Annotated in this window: 17 protein-coding genes; 15 read left to right on the top strand and 2 right to left on the bottom strand. The window is 68.0% G+C overall.

Annotation, left to right across the window (positions count from 1 at the left end):
* Positions 1-63: 63 nt before the first annotated feature.
* Positions 64-1482 carry a dihydrolipoyl dehydrogenase family protein gene (locus LQF10_RS12310; protein ID WP_231064140.1) on the top strand — a complete coding sequence of 473 codons (1419 nt, stop codon included), beginning with the start codon at positions 64-66 and terminating at the stop codon, positions 1480-1482.
* A gap of 19 nt (positions 1483-1501) precedes the next feature.
* Here LQF10_RS12310 and LQF10_RS12305 read toward each other — a convergent pair whose 3' ends face one another.
* Positions 1502-2053 carry an LURP-one-related/scramblase family protein gene (locus LQF10_RS12305; protein ID WP_231064139.1) on the bottom strand — a complete coding sequence of 184 codons (552 nt, stop codon included), beginning with the start codon at positions 2051-2053 and terminating at the stop codon, positions 1502-1504.
* Between the two features lie 185 nt (positions 2054-2238).
* Between LQF10_RS12305 and dhaK the strand changes: the two genes are divergently transcribed.
* The 10 genes from dhaK to LQF10_RS19385 all read left to right on the top strand — a co-directional run bounded on the left by dhaK (position 2239) and on the right by LQF10_RS19385 (position 11760).
* Positions 2239-3246, top strand: coding sequence for a dihydroxyacetone kinase subunit DhaK (gene dhaK / locus LQF10_RS12300; RefSeq protein WP_231064138.1), 1008 nt, complete (start codon positions 2239-2241; stop codon positions 3244-3246).
* On the top strand, positions 3246-3893 hold the full coding sequence (dhaL, locus tag LQF10_RS12295; RefSeq protein ID WP_231064137.1) for a dihydroxyacetone kinase subunit DhaL: 648 nt from the start codon (positions 3246-3248) through the stop codon (positions 3891-3893). Before dhaK ends, dhaL begins: the two co-directional genes overlap by 1 nt.
* Positions 3886-4608 (top strand): dihydroxyacetone kinase phosphoryl donor subunit DhaM, encoded by a 723-nt coding sequence (dhaM, locus tag LQF10_RS12290; RefSeq protein ID WP_231064136.1) that lies wholly within the window; start codon positions 3886-3888, stop codon positions 4606-4608. Before dhaL ends, dhaM begins: the two co-directional genes overlap by 8 nt.
* Before the next feature lie 92 nt (positions 4609-4700).
* A complete protein-coding gene (locus tag LQF10_RS12285) occupies positions 4701-5366 on the top strand; it encodes a TetR/AcrR family transcriptional regulator (RefSeq protein WP_231064134.1) in 666 nt (221 codons plus the stop codon).
* Positions 5367-5471: 105 nt separating this feature from the next.
* Positions 5472-7190, top strand: coding sequence for an MDR family MFS transporter (locus tag LQF10_RS12280; RefSeq protein ID WP_231064132.1), 1719 nt, complete (start codon positions 5472-5474; stop codon positions 7188-7190).
* Positions 7187-7591: a DUF4233 domain-containing protein gene (locus LQF10_RS12275; protein ID WP_231064130.1), complete on the top strand. Its 405-nt coding sequence runs from the start codon at positions 7187-7189 to the stop codon at positions 7589-7591. The genes LQF10_RS12280 and LQF10_RS12275 overlap by 4 nt, the downstream gene beginning before the upstream one ends.
* Before the next feature lie 39 nt (positions 7592-7630).
* Positions 7631-8059 carry a nucleoside-diphosphate kinase gene (gene ndk, locus LQF10_RS12270; protein ID WP_231064129.1) on the top strand — a complete coding sequence of 143 codons (429 nt, stop codon included), beginning with the start codon at positions 7631-7633 and terminating at the stop codon, positions 8057-8059.
* A gap of 142 nt (positions 8060-8201) precedes the next feature.
* The gene (locus LQF10_RS12265) at positions 8202-9713 is read left to right on the top strand and encodes a CoA-acylating methylmalonate-semialdehyde dehydrogenase (protein WP_231064128.1); all 1512 of its coding nucleotides are present in this window, start codon (positions 8202-8204) and stop codon (positions 9711-9713) included.
* Positions 9710-10630, top strand: coding sequence for a sugar phosphate isomerase/epimerase family protein (locus LQF10_RS12260; protein WP_231064126.1), 921 nt, complete (start codon positions 9710-9712; stop codon positions 10628-10630). Before LQF10_RS12265 ends, LQF10_RS12260 begins: the two co-directional genes overlap by 4 nt.
* A complete protein-coding gene (locus tag LQF10_RS19385) occupies positions 10627-11760 on the top strand; it encodes a Gfo/Idh/MocA family protein (RefSeq protein WP_290371090.1) in 1134 nt (377 codons plus the stop codon). The genes LQF10_RS12260 and LQF10_RS19385 overlap by 4 nt, the downstream gene beginning before the upstream one ends.
* 146 nt (positions 11761-11906) lie before the next feature.
* On the opposite strand, the gene LQF10_RS12250 is transcribed toward LQF10_RS19385, so the two are convergent.
* On the bottom strand, positions 11907-12752 hold the full coding sequence (locus LQF10_RS12250; RefSeq protein ID WP_231064125.1) for a formate/nitrite transporter family protein: 846 nt from the start codon (positions 12750-12752) through the stop codon (positions 11907-11909).
* A gap of 143 nt (positions 12753-12895) precedes the next feature.
* On the opposite strand from LQF10_RS12250, the gene LQF10_RS12245 reads away from it, so the two are divergent.
* The 4 genes from LQF10_RS12245 to LQF10_RS12230 all read left to right on the top strand — a co-directional run bounded on the left by LQF10_RS12245 (position 12896) and on the right by LQF10_RS12230 (position 15668).
* Positions 12896-13759 (top strand): prephenate dehydratase, encoded by an 864-nt coding sequence (locus LQF10_RS12245; RefSeq protein ID WP_231064124.1) that lies wholly within the window; start codon positions 12896-12898, stop codon positions 13757-13759.
* Positions 13760-13844: 85 nt separating this feature from the next.
* Positions 13845-14114, top strand: a complete 270-nt coding sequence (locus LQF10_RS12240; RefSeq protein ID WP_231064123.1) for a hypothetical protein — start codon at positions 13845-13847, stop codon at positions 14112-14114.
* A gap of 98 nt (positions 14115-14212) precedes the next feature.
* Positions 14213-14608, top strand: a complete 396-nt coding sequence (locus tag LQF10_RS12235) for a MerR family transcriptional regulator (protein ID WP_354002578.1) — start codon at positions 14213-14215, stop codon at positions 14606-14608.
* A 40-nt stretch (positions 14609-14648) separates the two neighbouring features.
* A complete protein-coding gene (locus tag LQF10_RS12230; protein WP_231064121.1) occupies positions 14649-15668 on the top strand; it encodes a zinc-binding dehydrogenase in 1020 nt (339 codons plus the stop codon).
* Positions 15669-15680: the final 12 nt, after the last annotated feature.

The raw sequence follows: 15680 nt of genomic DNA, 5'->3' as shown, positions 1-15680 counted from the left end.
GCGTAGTCTGAGCCGGTGACATCGGCTCAGTGTTTGCCGGATGGCGGTCGAGAGGAGTCTGGGATGAGTACATGGGACGTCGTGGTGATCGGTGCCGGCCCGCCCGGAGAGAACGTGGCCGGACGCGCCGTCGCCGGTGGTCTGAGCGCGGTGATCATCGAGTCCGAGCTCGTCGGTGGCGAGTGCTCCTACTGGGCGTGCATGCCCTCGAAGGCGCTGCTCCGCTCGGGCGCGGCGCGTCGAGCGGCGGCTCACGTGCGCGGATCCGGCGTTCACCTGCCTGAGGGCTCGGCGATGGTCGATCGCGACGAAGTGCTCGCTCGGCGGGATTCGTTCACCAGCGGGTGGGATGACGCTGGGCAAGTGCGCTGGCTTGAGGACTCCGGCATCGAGCTCCTCCGCGGTCATGGGCGGCTGACCGGAGAGCGCACGGTCGAGGTGACCACCGCCGACGGCGTCGTCGAGGTGAGCGCACGCTCCGCCGTCGTGATCTCCACCGGCACTGACGCTCAGGTGCCGCAGTCGCTCGCCGAGGCATCCCCGTGGACCTCCCGCGAGGCCACCAGCGCCGAGGAGATTCCCGATCATCTCGCGATTGTCGGCGGTGGAGTGGTCGGCGTGGAGATGGCGACGGCGTACCGCGACCTGGGTGCACGGGTCACCCTGCTCGTGCGTGGCGAGCTGCTTGCAGGAAACGAGCCGTTCGCCGGTGAGCTCGTGGCCCAGACGTTGCGGGAGACGGGGGTGGACGTGCGGACCGGGGTGAGCGTCACGGCAGCGGCACGGGACGCCGAGACTGGTTCGGTCCGCCTCACCTGCGACGACGGTCAGGTGGTCCAGGCCGATGAGGTCCTCGCCGCGACGGGGCGCCGCCCACGCACCGACGACCTAGGCCTGGCCAACGTCGGCCTGCGCGATGGTCAGTGGCTGGATGTGGACGAGACAATGCGAGTCAACGGGTACGACTGGCTGTACGCCGTGGGCGATGTGAACCATCGCGCTCTGCTCACCCACCAGGGCAAGTATCAGGCCCGGGCCGCCGGTGACGTGATTGCGGCGCGTGCCACCGGGCGTGCACCAGCCGAGCACGCGTGGGGCCGGCATGCGGCGACTGCCGATCATGAGGCCGTACCCCAGGTGACGTTCAGCGATCCCGAGGTGGCCAGCGTGGGGCTCACTGCCGCTGCGGCCGAGGAGGCCGGATACCCGATCGAGGTGGTGGACTACGATCTCGGCGGGGTCGCGGGTGCGGCTCTGCACGCGGATTCCTACACCGGCAAGGCGCGGATGGTGGTGGACACCGAGCGGCAGGTGGTACTCGGGGTCACATTCGTGGGCCCAGATGTCGCAGAGCTCTTACATGCGGCCACGATTGCCGTGGTGGGCCAGGTGCCGATCGATCGGCTCTGGCACGCAGTGCCGGCCTACCCGACGATCAGCGAGGTGTGGTTGCGCCTCCTTGAGGCCTACGGGCGGTCGTAACCGGGTACCGAGGGCCGCATCAGTTGTTGCGCTGCTGCTTCTCCCGGATCAGGTCCAGCGCGATCACCGCGCCGAGGACCGCCTGACGTTCGCGTGGTGCCAGTTCGGGGGAGAGGTCCACGACGTAGCGACTGTGCCCGAGTAGCGCCTTCCCGATGCCGGACCAGCTGCGCGCCACGGTGGCCATCTGGCCGCGGGGGCCGGACAGGGTGAAGTCGAATCCCCAGATGTTCCCGGTGAGCTCGAGCGGCGTGCCGTCGAGCTCGATGGTGACCCGGGTCCGGAAGAACGCGATCCGCTTGACCAGGTGCGCCAACGGCTGACCGTGACCGTCGAAGATCTCCATCCGGTCGCGACCGAAGGTCACCGTGTCCTTCACGTGCAGCAACGGTTGGCCCGGCCCATCGAAGACGGTGAGCTCACGACTGCCCATCAGCGCCCGGCCCAGCGCGCTTCCGCCAGTCTCGATGTGACCGACTTGCTGACCCTGCGGGTCCGAGATCGCGAAATCGTTGCTCATGAAGTTCGTGACCTGGTCGATGACCAGCCTGTGATGTGCCAGCAGCGTCATACAGCGATACTGACACGGAGCACCTCCGCTGCCAATCGGAGCCCAGGCTGGCGGCTCGGTGCACCAATTCAGATCTGGACTAGGCAACCGGGCACGTGAAGGTCCACAGTTGGTCTGCAGGGTCTGTCGCATGAACACCACCGCCGTCGGTCGGCATCGAGGCACGAGCGAAGGAGCACCCGAAAATGAAGAAGCTGATCAACGATCCTCATACTGTCGTCGCCGAGAGCGTCGAGGGATTCGTCGCCGCGCACGCCGATCTGGTGGTCTCCAGTGGAGACCCGGGGGCGCTGTTCGTCTCCCGGGCCGGAGGGCCCGCTGCCGGGAAAGTCGGTCTGGTGAGTGGAGGAGGCAGCGGTCACGAACCGCTGCACGCCGGCTTCGTTGGCCTCGGCATGCTCGATGCGGCCGTGCCCGGCGCCATGTTCACCTCACCCACCCCGGACCCCATCGTGGCCGCCACCAAGGCCGCTGACGGGCGAGCAGGTGTTCTCCACATCGTGAAGAACTACACCGGGGACGTGTTGAACTTCGAGACCGCCGCCGAACTCGCCGAACTGGACGACATCTCCGTCAAGACGGTGGTGGTCGATGACGACGTGGCCGTGCAGGACTCCCTCTACACAGCCGGCCGGCGCGGAGTGGCCGGCACCGTGCTCGTGGAGAAGATCGCCGGGGCCGCCGCCGAGCGCGGGGACGACCTGGACTCCGTGGCTGCGATCGCCACCCGGGTGAACGCCAACGTCCGCTCGATGGGTGTGGCGCTCACCGCATGTACGGTCCCGCACGCCGGGAAGCCATCCTTCGACCTCGGCGATGACGAGATCGAAATCGGTATCGGCATCCACGGCGAGCCGGGCCGCGAACGCATCCCGGCCGCGTCGGCCGATGAGATCACCGAACGGCTCCTGACGGCGGTCGCTGACGATCTGCAGGTGGCCTCCGATGATCGTGTGGTGCTGTTGGTCAACGGCATGGGTGGCACTCCGGCCTCCGAGCTCTACATCGTCTACCGGCACGCGCGGGCGCTGCTCGAGCAGCGCGGTGTGACCATCTCGCGGTCCCTGGTCGGCAACTACGTCACCTCACTCGAGATGCAGGGAGCCTCGGTGACCGTGCTGCGCCTCGATGACGAACTGCTCGACCTCTACGACGCACCGGTGCACACCGCTGCGCTGCGGTGGGGCGCCTGATGGCGGATGTGGCACACACGGTGGACGTGGCCTGGGCGCGTGCCTGGGTACAGGCGAGCGCCGCCGTCGTGGGCACGAATCGGATGGCACTGAACGATCTGGACCGGGCGATCGGGGACGGCGACCACGGGGAGAACCTGGACCGTGGGTACACCGCGGCGCTGGCGAAACTCGAAGCGGCCGAGACCGGCACCGTGGGTGACGTCTTCGCACTCGTGGCGAAGACGCTCATGTCCACGGTGGGCGGGGCTGCCGGACCGTTGTACGGCACCGCCTACCTCCGCGCCGCCAAGGCGGCGCCCGGCGAGACGGTGGACGCCGCCGGCGTGGCTGAGGTGCTGGAGGCCGCGCTCGGTGGAATCGTGGCACGAGGAAAGGCTGAACTCGAGGACAAGACGATGGTGGACGCCTGGTCACCGGCAGCGGACGCTGCTCGCGAGGTGGCGACCGCTGGCGGATCCGCACGAGAGGCGCTGACGGCGGCGGCGCGGGCTGCACGTGCCGGTGCGCAGGCCACGGAGCCGTTGATTGCTCGCAAGGGCCGGGCCAGTTACCTGGGAGCGCGTTCGCAGGGTCACCGTGACCCGGGGGCAGAGTCCAGTGCACTGCTGCTCGAGGCCGCAGCCGAAGTTGCCGGCGATGCCTGAGGCCACCACCGCTCTCGTGCTGGTCTCCCACTCGGCGGCGCTCGCGGCCGGTACCGCCGAGGTGGCCGCGCAGATGGCACCCGATGTGGCGATCCGCGCAGCGGGCGGAACCGATGACGGCCCGATCGGCACCAGCTACGACCTCGTGGAGCGGGCCGTCACCGGACTACTGGATGAGGGCGCCGGCGCGGTGGTGCTGCTCACCGACCTCGGATCTGCTGCGCTCACCGCCGAGTCGGTGCTCGAGATGGCCGACGACGACCGCCTCTTCCTCGCCGATGCCCCGTTCGTGGAGGGAGCTGTGGCCGCCGCGGTGACGGCGCAGGGAGGCGCGGACGGGAGGGCGGTGCACGCGGCCGCTGAGGAAGCGGGCACCACCTTCGGGCCCGCGGACCGCGAAGACGCCAGCGACGCCGCATCCGGTGCCGCGCCGGCCGAGCCTGCGGAATCAAGTCCGGCCGAGCACGCGCGCACGCTCGTGCTGCGCAACCGACTGGGGTTGCACGCGCGGCCGGCGGCGATGCTGGCCCGCAAGGTGGGGGAGTTCGATGCCGAGGTACGGCTCAACGGGATCGACGCAGCGAGCATTCTGGCGATCATGGGGCTGGGGCTGACCGCCGGGGCTGAGCTGCGCGTGGAGGCGACCGGCCCGCAAGCGATTGAGGCGTTGGATGCCATCGAAGCCGATGTGGCGGCCGGTTTCGGCGAGGAGTAGTCCTCAACACCGTGACGAGAGGTGATCCCGGTGTCGTGATTGGTCGTGATCGGCCGTGATCGCGACACCGGGATCACCTTCGTCGTGGGTGTGTGTGGCACGTCACGGGTCGTATCGCGCCGCGCACTGGATCAAACATTGCACGCTATGCAAAAATGCATGCCATGCAGAATGATCTCGGGCTCCGGGAGCGAAAGAAGATCGCGCGGCGCGACGCACTGATTGACGCGACCCATGAGCTGATCCGCGAGCAGGGACTCGAGAACGTCACGGTCGAAGCGATCTGTGAGCAGGTCGGCGTCTCGGTGCGGACCTTCTTCAACTACTTCGAGTCCAAGATGCACGCGGCGCTCGGGGCGGCACCGCTGAGCCTCGATCCCGAGATGGCCGCGAGCTACACCGCGGGCGGACCGCAGGGCGATTTCGCCGCCGACACCCGCACGCTGCTCGCGCATCTTCTCGATCACCCGTTCCCGTCGAAGCAGCGCATGGCAGCGGTGATCGAGATCGTCAAGTGTGAACCCACGCTTGTGACGCACCACATGGCGATCTTCGAGGCGGCGCGCAAGGAGGTCGAGGGGCTCATCCGGACCAGGCTCGGCCTGCCCGAGAGCGATTCGCTGCCGGAGCTGTATGCGATGAACCTGTTCCACCTCGCCCGCTGGTCCACCTCGCTCTGGCATGACGCCGGGGGAGCGGGGCACCCCCGCGATCACATCGACCGTGCCTACGCCGACTTGCGCACCCTGATCACCTGACCTGCGCCCACGCCACGTGACCGACGCCGTCGGGCACTCATCGGATCCACCACCTTCTGCGGGGGGCAGCATCGCCTGCCCTTCGCCCAATATCGAGGAACTCTCATGGCAACCACCACCGTGCCGCCCACGGAATCGCAGAAGGTCGTGCTGAACAAGCGCACGGTCTGGCTGATTTTCGCCGCCCTGATGGCGGGCATGTTCATGGCCTCCCTGGACCAGTCCATCCTCGGCACCGCGATGCCCACGATCGTGGGTGAACTCAACGGGGTGGAGCACCAGGGCTGGCTCATCACCGCCTACATCCTCGCGGTGGCGATCGCGATGCCGCTGTACGGCAAATTCGGTGACCTCTGGGGCCGGCGCTGGCCCTTCCTCATCGCCATCGGCCTGTTCACCCTCGCCTCAGTGGGTGCCGGGTTTTCCGGGAGTTTCGGGTGGCTGGTGTTCTGGCGCGGCGTGCAGGGACTCGGCGGCGGTGGCCTGATGATCCTCTCCCAGGCGATCATCGCCGACATCGTGCCGGCCCGGGAGCGCGGCAAGTACATGGGGCCGATGGGAGCACTGTTCGGGATCTCCGCCGTGCTCGGCCCGCTGCTCGGCGGTTTGTTCACCGACCACGCCGACTGGCGCTGGTGCTTCTGGCTGAACGTGCCGATCGGGCTGATCGCCATGGTGATCGCCTGGCGCACGCTGCGCCTGCCCAGCCATCGCTCCACCAAGCGAGTGGACGTGGCCGGAATCATCCTGCTCAGCTCCGGCACCTCCGGCATCGTGCTCGCCACCAGCTGGGAATCCTGGAGTGGAAACGCCGGGTATGACTGGACCGACCCGGGATTGCTCGCCCTCGTGATCGGCACACTGGCCGTCATCGCCGGCTTCATCGCCGTGGAGCGGCGCGCCTCGGACCCGCTGTTGCCGCTGCACCTGTTCAAAATCCGCACGTTCGCGATCGCCAGTGGGGTGGGCCTGGTGATCGGGATGAGCATGTTCGCTGCCCTTGGCTTCCTGCCGACGTTCCTGCAGATGGCCACCGGCACCGGCGTGACCCAGTCCGGCCTGCTGATGCTGCCGATGATGGCCGGGCTGATGCTCACCTCGATCGCCTCCGGGCTCGCGATCGTGCGGATGGGCAAGTACCGGATCTTCCCGATCGTCGGGATGGCCATCGCGACCCTGGGTCTGATCTGGCTGACCCAGCTCACCGGCGACATCTCGCTGCTGGTGTTCTCCGCGATGATCTTCGTGCTCGGTGCCGGACTGGGTCTGGTGATGCAGACGATCGTGCTCGCCGTGCAGAACTCCGTGGACCCCCGCGAGATCGGCACCGCCACCAGTGCGAACAACTTCATCCGCGAGATCGGGGCTGCCGTGGGGACCGCGCTGTTCAGCACGATCTTCACCTCGCGGTTGGTGGACAACCTCAGCGCCGGCTTTGCCGGTGCCGGTGTTGCTCCAGGAGCGGGTGGTGATCTGGGCGTGGACTCCCTCACTCCGCAGGCCGTGAACGAGATGCCCGCGGCCGTCAAGCAGATCGTGGTGGATTCCTATGCCGACGCCCTCGCCCCGAGCTTCTGGTACCTGGTGCCGCTGCTGGCGGCAGGCTTCCTGCTCACGCTCTTCCTCAGGGAAGTCACCCTCTCCGATACGGCCGGGATGGTCGCGCGTGGTGAAGCCGTGATGGAACAGGCAGCGCACGACGGCGGCCTCTCCGGCGCCGATGGAACGCTCGCCCCCGCCGGCACCTCCAGCGCCGATACGGCGGATCGGGACGGGTCCGGCGGACCGGGGGCTCCTGGGGCGGGCACTACCCTGGACCGGTGACTTCCTCAGCCGCGGGTGCGGCCCCCTCGAAGCCGCCGCGCCCGGCCCGTCCGCTGTTCTGCACCAGCGTGCTGTGGCTTGAGGTCCTGCTCGTGCTGTTCGTGGTGCTCGTGGGCTTCGGCCTGCGGGTGGCCGACCCGGCCGTGATCGTCGCCGCTGGCGCGGTGATGACGGTGCTCTGTGCCGTGGCGGCTCGGTTGCAACGCACCCGGATCGGACTGGTGCTCGGCTCGATCGCGCAGGTGATCTTCCTGCTCGGCGGGCTCGTCATCCCCGCGATGTGGTTCGTGGGAGGGGTGTTCATCGTCGTCTGGATCACGGCCGTGTGGCTCGGTACCAAGATTGACCGCGAACGTGCGCAGCGTCAGGCGGCAGATTCGCCATCGGCGGGGCCGTCGTAGGCGCCATCGGGGCACTGCGGGGACGTTACGCTCGCGGGTATGACTGAGAACATCGAACGCACCCTCATCCTCGTCAAGCCGGACGGCGTCCAGCGCGGCCTGAGTGGGGAGATCCTGCGCCGTATCGAGGCCAAGGGGTACACCCTGGTGGCACTGCAGTTGCGCACCGCGGACGACGAACTGCTCGCCGCTCACTATGCCGAACACGAGGGCAAGCCGTTCTACGCACCGCTCGTGGATTTCATGAAGTCCGGGCCGGTGCTCGCCGCCGTAGTCGAGGGGCACCGCGTGATCGAGGGCTTCCGTGCCCTGGCCGGTGCGACCGATCCGACGGCAGCCTTACCGGGGACCATTCGCGGTGACCTTGGCCGTGACTGGGGCCTCAAGGTCCAGCAGAACCTCGTGCACGGATCGGACTCGCCACAGAGCGCAGAACGCGAGATCGGACTCTGGTTCCCGGCCACCTGACCAAGGGGCAGGCAAACTCCCAGTGAAACGTCGTTTGTCCTAACAAAGTTTGACAAGAACCGGTCATACGATGGGACGATAGGGCAAGGCGTGAGTGCGGTTCGACGCCCGGACCGTACCGCCGTCGAGGCCGGGAGGAAGCATGAGCACGCGTAGCGTCGAGCACGTCATCAGCGGGGAGCGTCGCAGTACCGACGGTCCCGCCATCGAGATCACCGATCCGGCGACCGGCGGCGTGATCGCTGTGGTTCACGCCGCAGGCACTGCCGAACTCGAGGAGACCGTGGCCGCGGCTACACAGGCGCATGAGTCCTGGTCCCAGATGTCGCTGTCCAAGCGCTCCGCCGTGCTGTTCGCGTTCCGGCACCTCGTCTCGACCCGCCGGGCCGAGCTCGCCGAACTCATCTCAGCCGAGCACGGGAAGACGCTGGACGATGCGCAGGGTGAGATCACCCGTGGTCTGGAGAACATCGACTTCGCCTGCGGGATCGGGCAGCACCTGCAGGGCTCCTACGCCGATCAGGTCTCCACCGGGGTGGACGTCTACGCCTACCGTGAGGCTCTCGGTGTGGTGGCCGGCATCACGCCGTTCAACTTCCCCGTGATGGTGCCGCTGTGGATGGCCCCGATCGCGATCGCTGCGGGGAACGCCTTCATCCTCAAGCCCTCCGAGCGGGACCCGTCGGCGTCACTGCTGCTCGCCGACCTGTGGGCCGAGGCCGGTCTGCCGGCCGGTGTCTTCAGTGTGCTGCACGGCGGTCCCGATCTGGTCAACGGCATCCTTGACCACCCCGGTATTGCCGCCGTCTCGTTCGTCGGCTCCACCCCGATCGCCAAGCACGTCTACCAGCGCGCCAGCGCCAACGGCAAGCGCGTCCAGGCCCTCGGCGGGGCGAAGAACCACGCCGTGATCATGCCCGACGCCGACATCACCGAGGCTGCCGATCACCTGGTGGCGGCCGGCTTCGGCTCCGCCGGCCAGCGATGCATGGCGATTTCCGCCGTCGTGACGGTGGGCACCGCCGAGGAGACGGCTCCGCTGGTGAAGGCGATCGCCGAGCGGGGTCGCTCGGTCGTGGTCGGCCCGTACACGGACGCGCGCTCCGAGATGGGTCCGGTGATCACCCCGCAGGCCGCGGAGCGGATCCGCTCCATCGTCGCCACGGCGGAGAGCGAGGGCGCGGAGATCGTGCTCGATGGGCGCGACCTGACTGTTCCCGGGTACGAAGGCGGCAACTTCATCGGCCCCACGCTGGTCGACAACGTGCCGGTCACCTCGACCGCCTACACCGAGGAGATCTTCGGCCCGGTGTTGGTGGTGCTCCGCGCCGCCGATCTCGACGAGGCGCTCGAGATCGTCAACGCCAACCCATACGGCAATGGCGCGGCCATCTTCACCAGCTCCGGCGGTGCTGCCCGGCGCTTCCAGCGCGAGGTCCAGTCCGGGATGGTCGGCATCAACGTGCCGATCCCGGTGCCGGCCGGATCCTTCTCCTTCGGCGGCCGCAAGGACTCCCTCTTCGGCGACACCCACATCTACGGGCGCGAAGGTCTCAACTTCTACACCCGCGCCAAGGCCATCACCAGCCGCTGGCCGAGCAGCGCGGCACGCCCCGCGGCCAGCCTCGCCTTCCCCTCGGAGAACCAGTCATGATCACCCTCGCCAACGCCCCCGTCTCCTACGGCGTGTTCGAACTGGACGCCGAGGACGGGGTGCAACTGCCCGGTGCCGACGAGCTCGCCACGATGATCGCCACTGCCGGATACGCCGGCATCGACTCCGGCCCCATCGGCATGCTCGGTCGCGGCCAGGAGTTGCGGGACCGGCTGCGCCGGAACGGTCTGGCCCTCGCCGGTGGCTGGGTGGATCTGCCGCTCACCGATGCCGACGCGTTCATGGCCGCGCTGCCCGGCTACCGGGACGCGATGGAGTTCTTCGCCGAGGGTGCCGAGCTGCACCCGGACACCCCACCCCGGCCCACCCTCGCGGACTCCGGTTCGGACGCCCGCCGGGCCAACCCGGGCGGGGGAGCGGGCCTGAGTCTGGACGACCGCGGGTGGGACACGCTCGCACGCAACGTGGGCACCGCCGTCGAGATCGCCGGAGAGTACGGCCTTCGGCCGACGTTCCATCACCATGCGTGCACCCATGTGGAGACTCCTGCGGAGATCGACGAACTGCTGGCTCGCACCGAGATCGGCCTCACCTTCGACACCGGGCACCTCATCATCGGCGGCGGCGATCCACTCGAGGGGCTACGCCGGTGGCAGAGCCGGATCGACCACCTGCACATCAAGGACGTGCGCACCGCAGTACTGCGTGACGTCGTGGCCCGCAAGGCGGGGATGCGGCAGGTGTGGACCGAGGGGGCCTTCGTTCCGCTCGGCACCGGAGACCTGGACGTGGCGGGTGTGATGGAGCAGATTATCGCCAGCGGCTTCCACGGCTGGCTCGTGGTGGAGCAGGACGTGATCCCCCAGCTCGGTGACGACCCGGGCCAGCCGCAGGCGCACCAGCTGCACAACCGTGACGCTCTGACTCCGTGGTTCCCGAAGGAGGGCATGGCATGAGCCGTCTCCGGATCGGCGTGCTCGGCCTCGGCGCCGTCACGCAGAGTGTGCACCTGCCGCTGCTCGCCCGCCGCTGGGATCTGTACGAGATCGCCGCTGTGGCCGACCTCTCCGCCGAGCGGACAGCCACCGTGGCCGGCAGGTACGGGGTGCCGGGTCGGTTCACCTCCCGCGGCGAGCTCCTCGCTGCGCACACCGATGGCTCCTGCCCGCTGGATGCCGTGCTGGTGGCCACCAGTGGCACCCACGGCGCAGATGTGGTGGCTCTCGCCGAAGCCGGCATCGCGGTGTTCTGCGAGAAGCCGCTCGCCCTCGCTGAGAGTGAGGTGGACGCGATCGAGGCCACTGGTGCCCGAGTCCAGCTCGGCTACATGAAGGAGTACGACCCGGCCACTGCCGGTGCGGCGCGCGCCCTCGCCGGGCGTAATGTGCGGGCAATCACCGTGGAGATCCTGCATCCCTCCAGCACGGCTCAGCTCGAGTTCGCACGGCTGCTACCGCCGGCCACCGATGTGAGCCCCGACGCCCTCGCCACCGCGATTGCGCCCACCGGGGCGGCCTTGGATGCGGCCGTCGGCGCGGACCTGGACGTCCGCTGGCGGCGGCTGTACGAAGGTGTGCTGATCGGCTCGATCGTGCACGACATCTCGCTGCTGCGGCACCTCGGGCATCCGATCGAGACCGTCGAATCCGCTGCCACGTGGGGAGCGCAGGGGGCGGACCCGGGATCGGTCGAAGTGATCGGCACGGTCGTCGGCGGCGCGCGGCTGCACGTGGGCTGGCACTACTTGCCCGAGCACCCGGACTACCGCGAAACGGTCACGTTCCACCACGACGGCGGCAGTGTGAGTCTGGTCTTCACCGTTCCGTATCTCCTGAACGCCCCCACCGTCCTGATGATCACGAGCCGTGGCGAGGACGGCGGTGAGGTCCGTGCCGAGCACCGCACCCCGCAGCAGGAGGCGTTCGAGAACGAGCTGACCGCCTTCCACCGGTACGTCACCGCGGGTGAGCTGCCCTCCTCGGCAGCGCCGCAGGGCCGAGCGGACCTGGTGGTCGCCCAGCAGATCCTCGCCCGCCTGGGCCAGCGGCATGGCTTCACCCCCGGTGGGGAGACCGCCGCCCGCTGACCCCGGCACCCCCACACCCCCCACACCCCGCCACCCCCACGCCGCGAGTGCGGCCCATCTCGCGCATATCTCACGATATGAGCGAGATCCACCGCACTCGCGGCAGGGTGAGCGGAGAGGTGGCGTGAGCGGAGGGGAGGGGTGGGTCAGGCGGGTTGCGGGGCCTTCTCTTCGCGGTCTGCCGCGACGGCGGAGCGGCTCGCCGCAGTCCGGGCGTGCGTGACGTACAACGGGATCGCCGTGAAGATCAGGCCTCCCACCAGGTTGCCGAGAACGGTGGGGATCTCGTTCCAGATCAGGTAGTCGGCCACCGTGAAGTCGCCGCCGAGCAGGATGCCGGATGGGAACAGGAACATGTTCACGATCGAGTGTTCGAAGCCCATGAAGAAGAACAGCATGATCGGCATCCACATGGCGAGTGCCTTCCCGGGCACGTCCTTGGCGATCATCGCGCCGGCCACACCGAGGGACACCATCCAGTTGCACAGCATGCCGCGCACGAACAGCGTGAGCATTCCCGAGGCGCCGTGCTCGGCGTAGCCGAGAGTCCTGCCCTCGCCGATGTGCCCGATCGCCTCACCCACTTCATTCGGCGCGGTGGCGAACCCGAAGGTGACCACGATGGCCATCATCACCGCCACCGAGAAAGCACCTGCGAAGTTCCCAGCGAACACCAGGCCCCAGTTGCGCAGCACCCCGCGGATCGTCACGCCGGGGCGTTTGGCCAACCAGGCGAGCGGCGCCAGGACGAACACACCGGTGAGCAGGTCGTAACCGAGCAGGTACAACATGATGAACCCGACCGGGAACAAGACGGCACCAAGAATCGGGATCTGCGTGGTCACGCTCACTGTGACGGCGAACGCGGCGGCGAGTGCCAGCAGCGCGCCACCCATCGCTGCTCGGACCAGCGTGTCTCGGGTAGACATGAACACCTTGGACTCACCGGCGTCGATCATGGTGGTCACCAGGTCATGGGGCTTGACGTACATGGCGGCTCCTCCCGGGTTGGGTAGCGAGCACGCTACGAGAGTCACGTTTCGTGCGGCGTCACTTGGTGTGTCCGGGGCATGACGAGGATCGCTCACACCTGTGGGTGATGGTGTGAGGAGCGCGCCTCGTTGAGCGTGGAAGGATGGCGGACGTGACTGTGCGACGAATCGCGTACCAGGGAGAGCCCGGCGCCAACTCTGACATTGTCTGTAGACAGCAGTACCCAGACGCCCAGCCGGTACCGTGCGCCTCGTTCGAGGACGTCTTCGCGGCCGTCGAAGGTGGCGACGCAGAGCTGGCGATGATCCCGATCGACAACTCGCTGGCGGGCCGAGTAGCCGACATTCACCACTTCCTGCCCACCTCGGGCCTGCACATCGTCGCTGAGCACTTCCTGCGTATCCGCTTCATGCTGATGGGCCTGCCCGGCAGCACCCTTGATTCCCTTGCCACCGTGCACTCGCACGTGCACGCGCTCGGCCAGTGCCGCCGGATCATCCGCGAGCACGGCCTCGAGCCAGTCATTTCCGGTGACACGGCCGGCGCCGCACGGGAGGTGGCCGAATCGGGTGACCTGACACAGGCCGCGATCGCCCCGCCGCTCGCCGCGGAGATCTACGGGTTGCAGGTGCTCGCCGCCGACGTGGAGGACGAGGACCACAACACCACACGGTTCGTGGTGCTCTCCCCGGAGCCGGCGCGCGTCGCGGCCGGAAACGGCCCCACCGTGACCACATTTGTCTTCCGGGTCCGCAACCTTCCGGCCGCGCTCTACAAGGCCCTCGGCGGGTTTGCCACCAACGGGGTGAACATGACCAAACTGGAAAGCTACATGGTGGGTGGGGAGTTCGTTGCTACCCAGTTCCTGGCCGAGGTGGATGGGCACCCGGATGACGAACCGGTGCGGCGCGCGCTCGAGGAACTCGCGTTCTTCACCCGCGAGGTGACGATCCTCGGCGTGTACGCAGCCGACCCCTATCGGCTCACGGTCGGCGCACCCGCCTGACCCGTGCGCACCGGTCGCATCACTGCCCCGATGGGTTCACCATGGTGAGGGAGGCACTCAGTCACCCGTCACTGGAGGAGGAGCGATGAGCACTCGACCCGGAACAGAATCCTGGCGTGACGCGGGCGTGATCGCCCCGGAGGTCGACGAGGCCGAGCGCGTTGAGCCAGTGGTCTCGGAGGGGCCCACTGACTTGGTACAAGAGGCGGACGAGCGCGAGCCGAGTGATACCGGTGAGGATTACCACCCGCACACACCGCGTCCGGATCTGTCCGGAACGGCGGATGAGGCGGACGTGGCCGATCAAGCGGTGGTCCTGCCCAGCGATGAGAGCGATCCGGATGAGGAGTACTGACGACCTCGACGCGCCGTGAGCACGTCCCGCTCGGTGAGGGAGGCCGGTCATGACCGGTCCCTCGAGGTGCCAGCGCGACGTGTACTGGAATAGGGGAAATGCGGCCCATGTTGCGCGCTGGTGTGAAGATCAGTGAGGCGGCACAGGCCAGCGGCGTGAGCATCAGATCGTTGCGCTTCTACGAGGATGAAGGTCTGATCGTGCCCGGTCGTTGCAGCAACAGCTACCGTGACTTCTGCCCCGGCACCATCGACCGGGTCCGCCTGATCCGCTCGCTGCTCGAATCGGGCCTGCCGGTGAGTCTGATCAGGCAGTTGCTGCCGTACGTCACGGAGGGGTCCACGGTGAGCGCTGCCCTCCTGCGCCCGGAGTTGCGCGCAGCGATCGGTGACTATCGCGACCGGCTCGTCGATCGCATCGGCGTGCTCACCACGCAACGCCTAGCACTCGATTCCTTTCTTGAGGAAACGCGAGACGGCGTTCAACGATCGTGACTTGACCTTCACGCCTATGTGAGGGTCCTACCGTCCGAGCATGGAAATCCTGAACGAGCAACACGCTGAGCATGCAACGATGCGGGCTTTGATCCAGCGAGAGCGCAGCGGTCCGAGTGGCCTGGCTCTTTCGCTGAACCACCCCCGACCCACCGCCGCGGGCCCGGGCGCGTACCTCATCCGGGTGAGCGTCGCAGGGGTTAACTTCGCCGACGTCATGCAGGCCCATGGAACGTACGCAGGCGGACCTCAGGTTCCCTACGTCGCGGGTTTCGAGGCCGCAGGCGAGATCATTGCTGTCGGTACGGGGATCGATCACCCGATCCCGGTGGGCACGCATGTGATCGGGACCGGCAGGGGTTCGTTCGCGGAGTACATGGCCATGCCGGCTGCGGGAGTACGCCCGGTCCCGACAGGGTGGAGTGACGCGGCGGCCCTGGGAATGGTGCTGAACTGGGCCACCGCCTTGGCAGCGCTGCGGACCCTGGGTGAGATCGCGACCGGTGACGTGGTGCTGATTCACGCTGCGGCTGGGGGTGTGGGGCAGGCGGCCATCCGACTTGCCAAGCACTACGGTGACCGCGTGATCGCCACTGCCTCGCGGGCGAAGCACGACACAGTCATGTCGCTTGGCGCGGATGTCGTCCTGGACAGCGCCTGCCCCGACCTGGCCGAGGAGATCACCCGCCACGTCGGCGCGGTCGACCTGGTTCTCGAGTCTGTGGGAAAGGCGACGTTCCAGGCCAGTCTGTCGGTGACCAGACCGTTCACCGGACGAGTCATCGTTCTCGGAGCAGCGTCCGGAGATGCGAGTGTGACCACCCACGATTTGGTGTTCTCCCACCGGGTGCACCTTCAGGGGCTACACATCGGCGCGTTGGCTGCCACGGTACCCGCCATCTACCGAGAGGTGCTCGACGAGCTCGACACGCTCATCGCGCACGGTGTCTACACGCCGGGGACTCCCCGAGTTCATCGCCTGAGCGCGGGCCCGGCCCTCCTCTGTGACGTGGAAATGGGCCGTACGCGCGGTAAGCATGCCCTCGACCCGTGGCGCTAGTGGTGCGTCTGG

Origin of the sequence: Ruania halotolerans (assembly GCF_021049285.1) — a bacterium.
Classification (GTDB): Bacteria; Actinomycetota; Actinomycetes; order Actinomycetales; family Beutenbergiaceae; genus Ruania; species Ruania halotolerans.
Note: the sequence above shows the minus strand (reverse complement) of the source record. Positions and strands in the feature narration are given on the sequence as shown.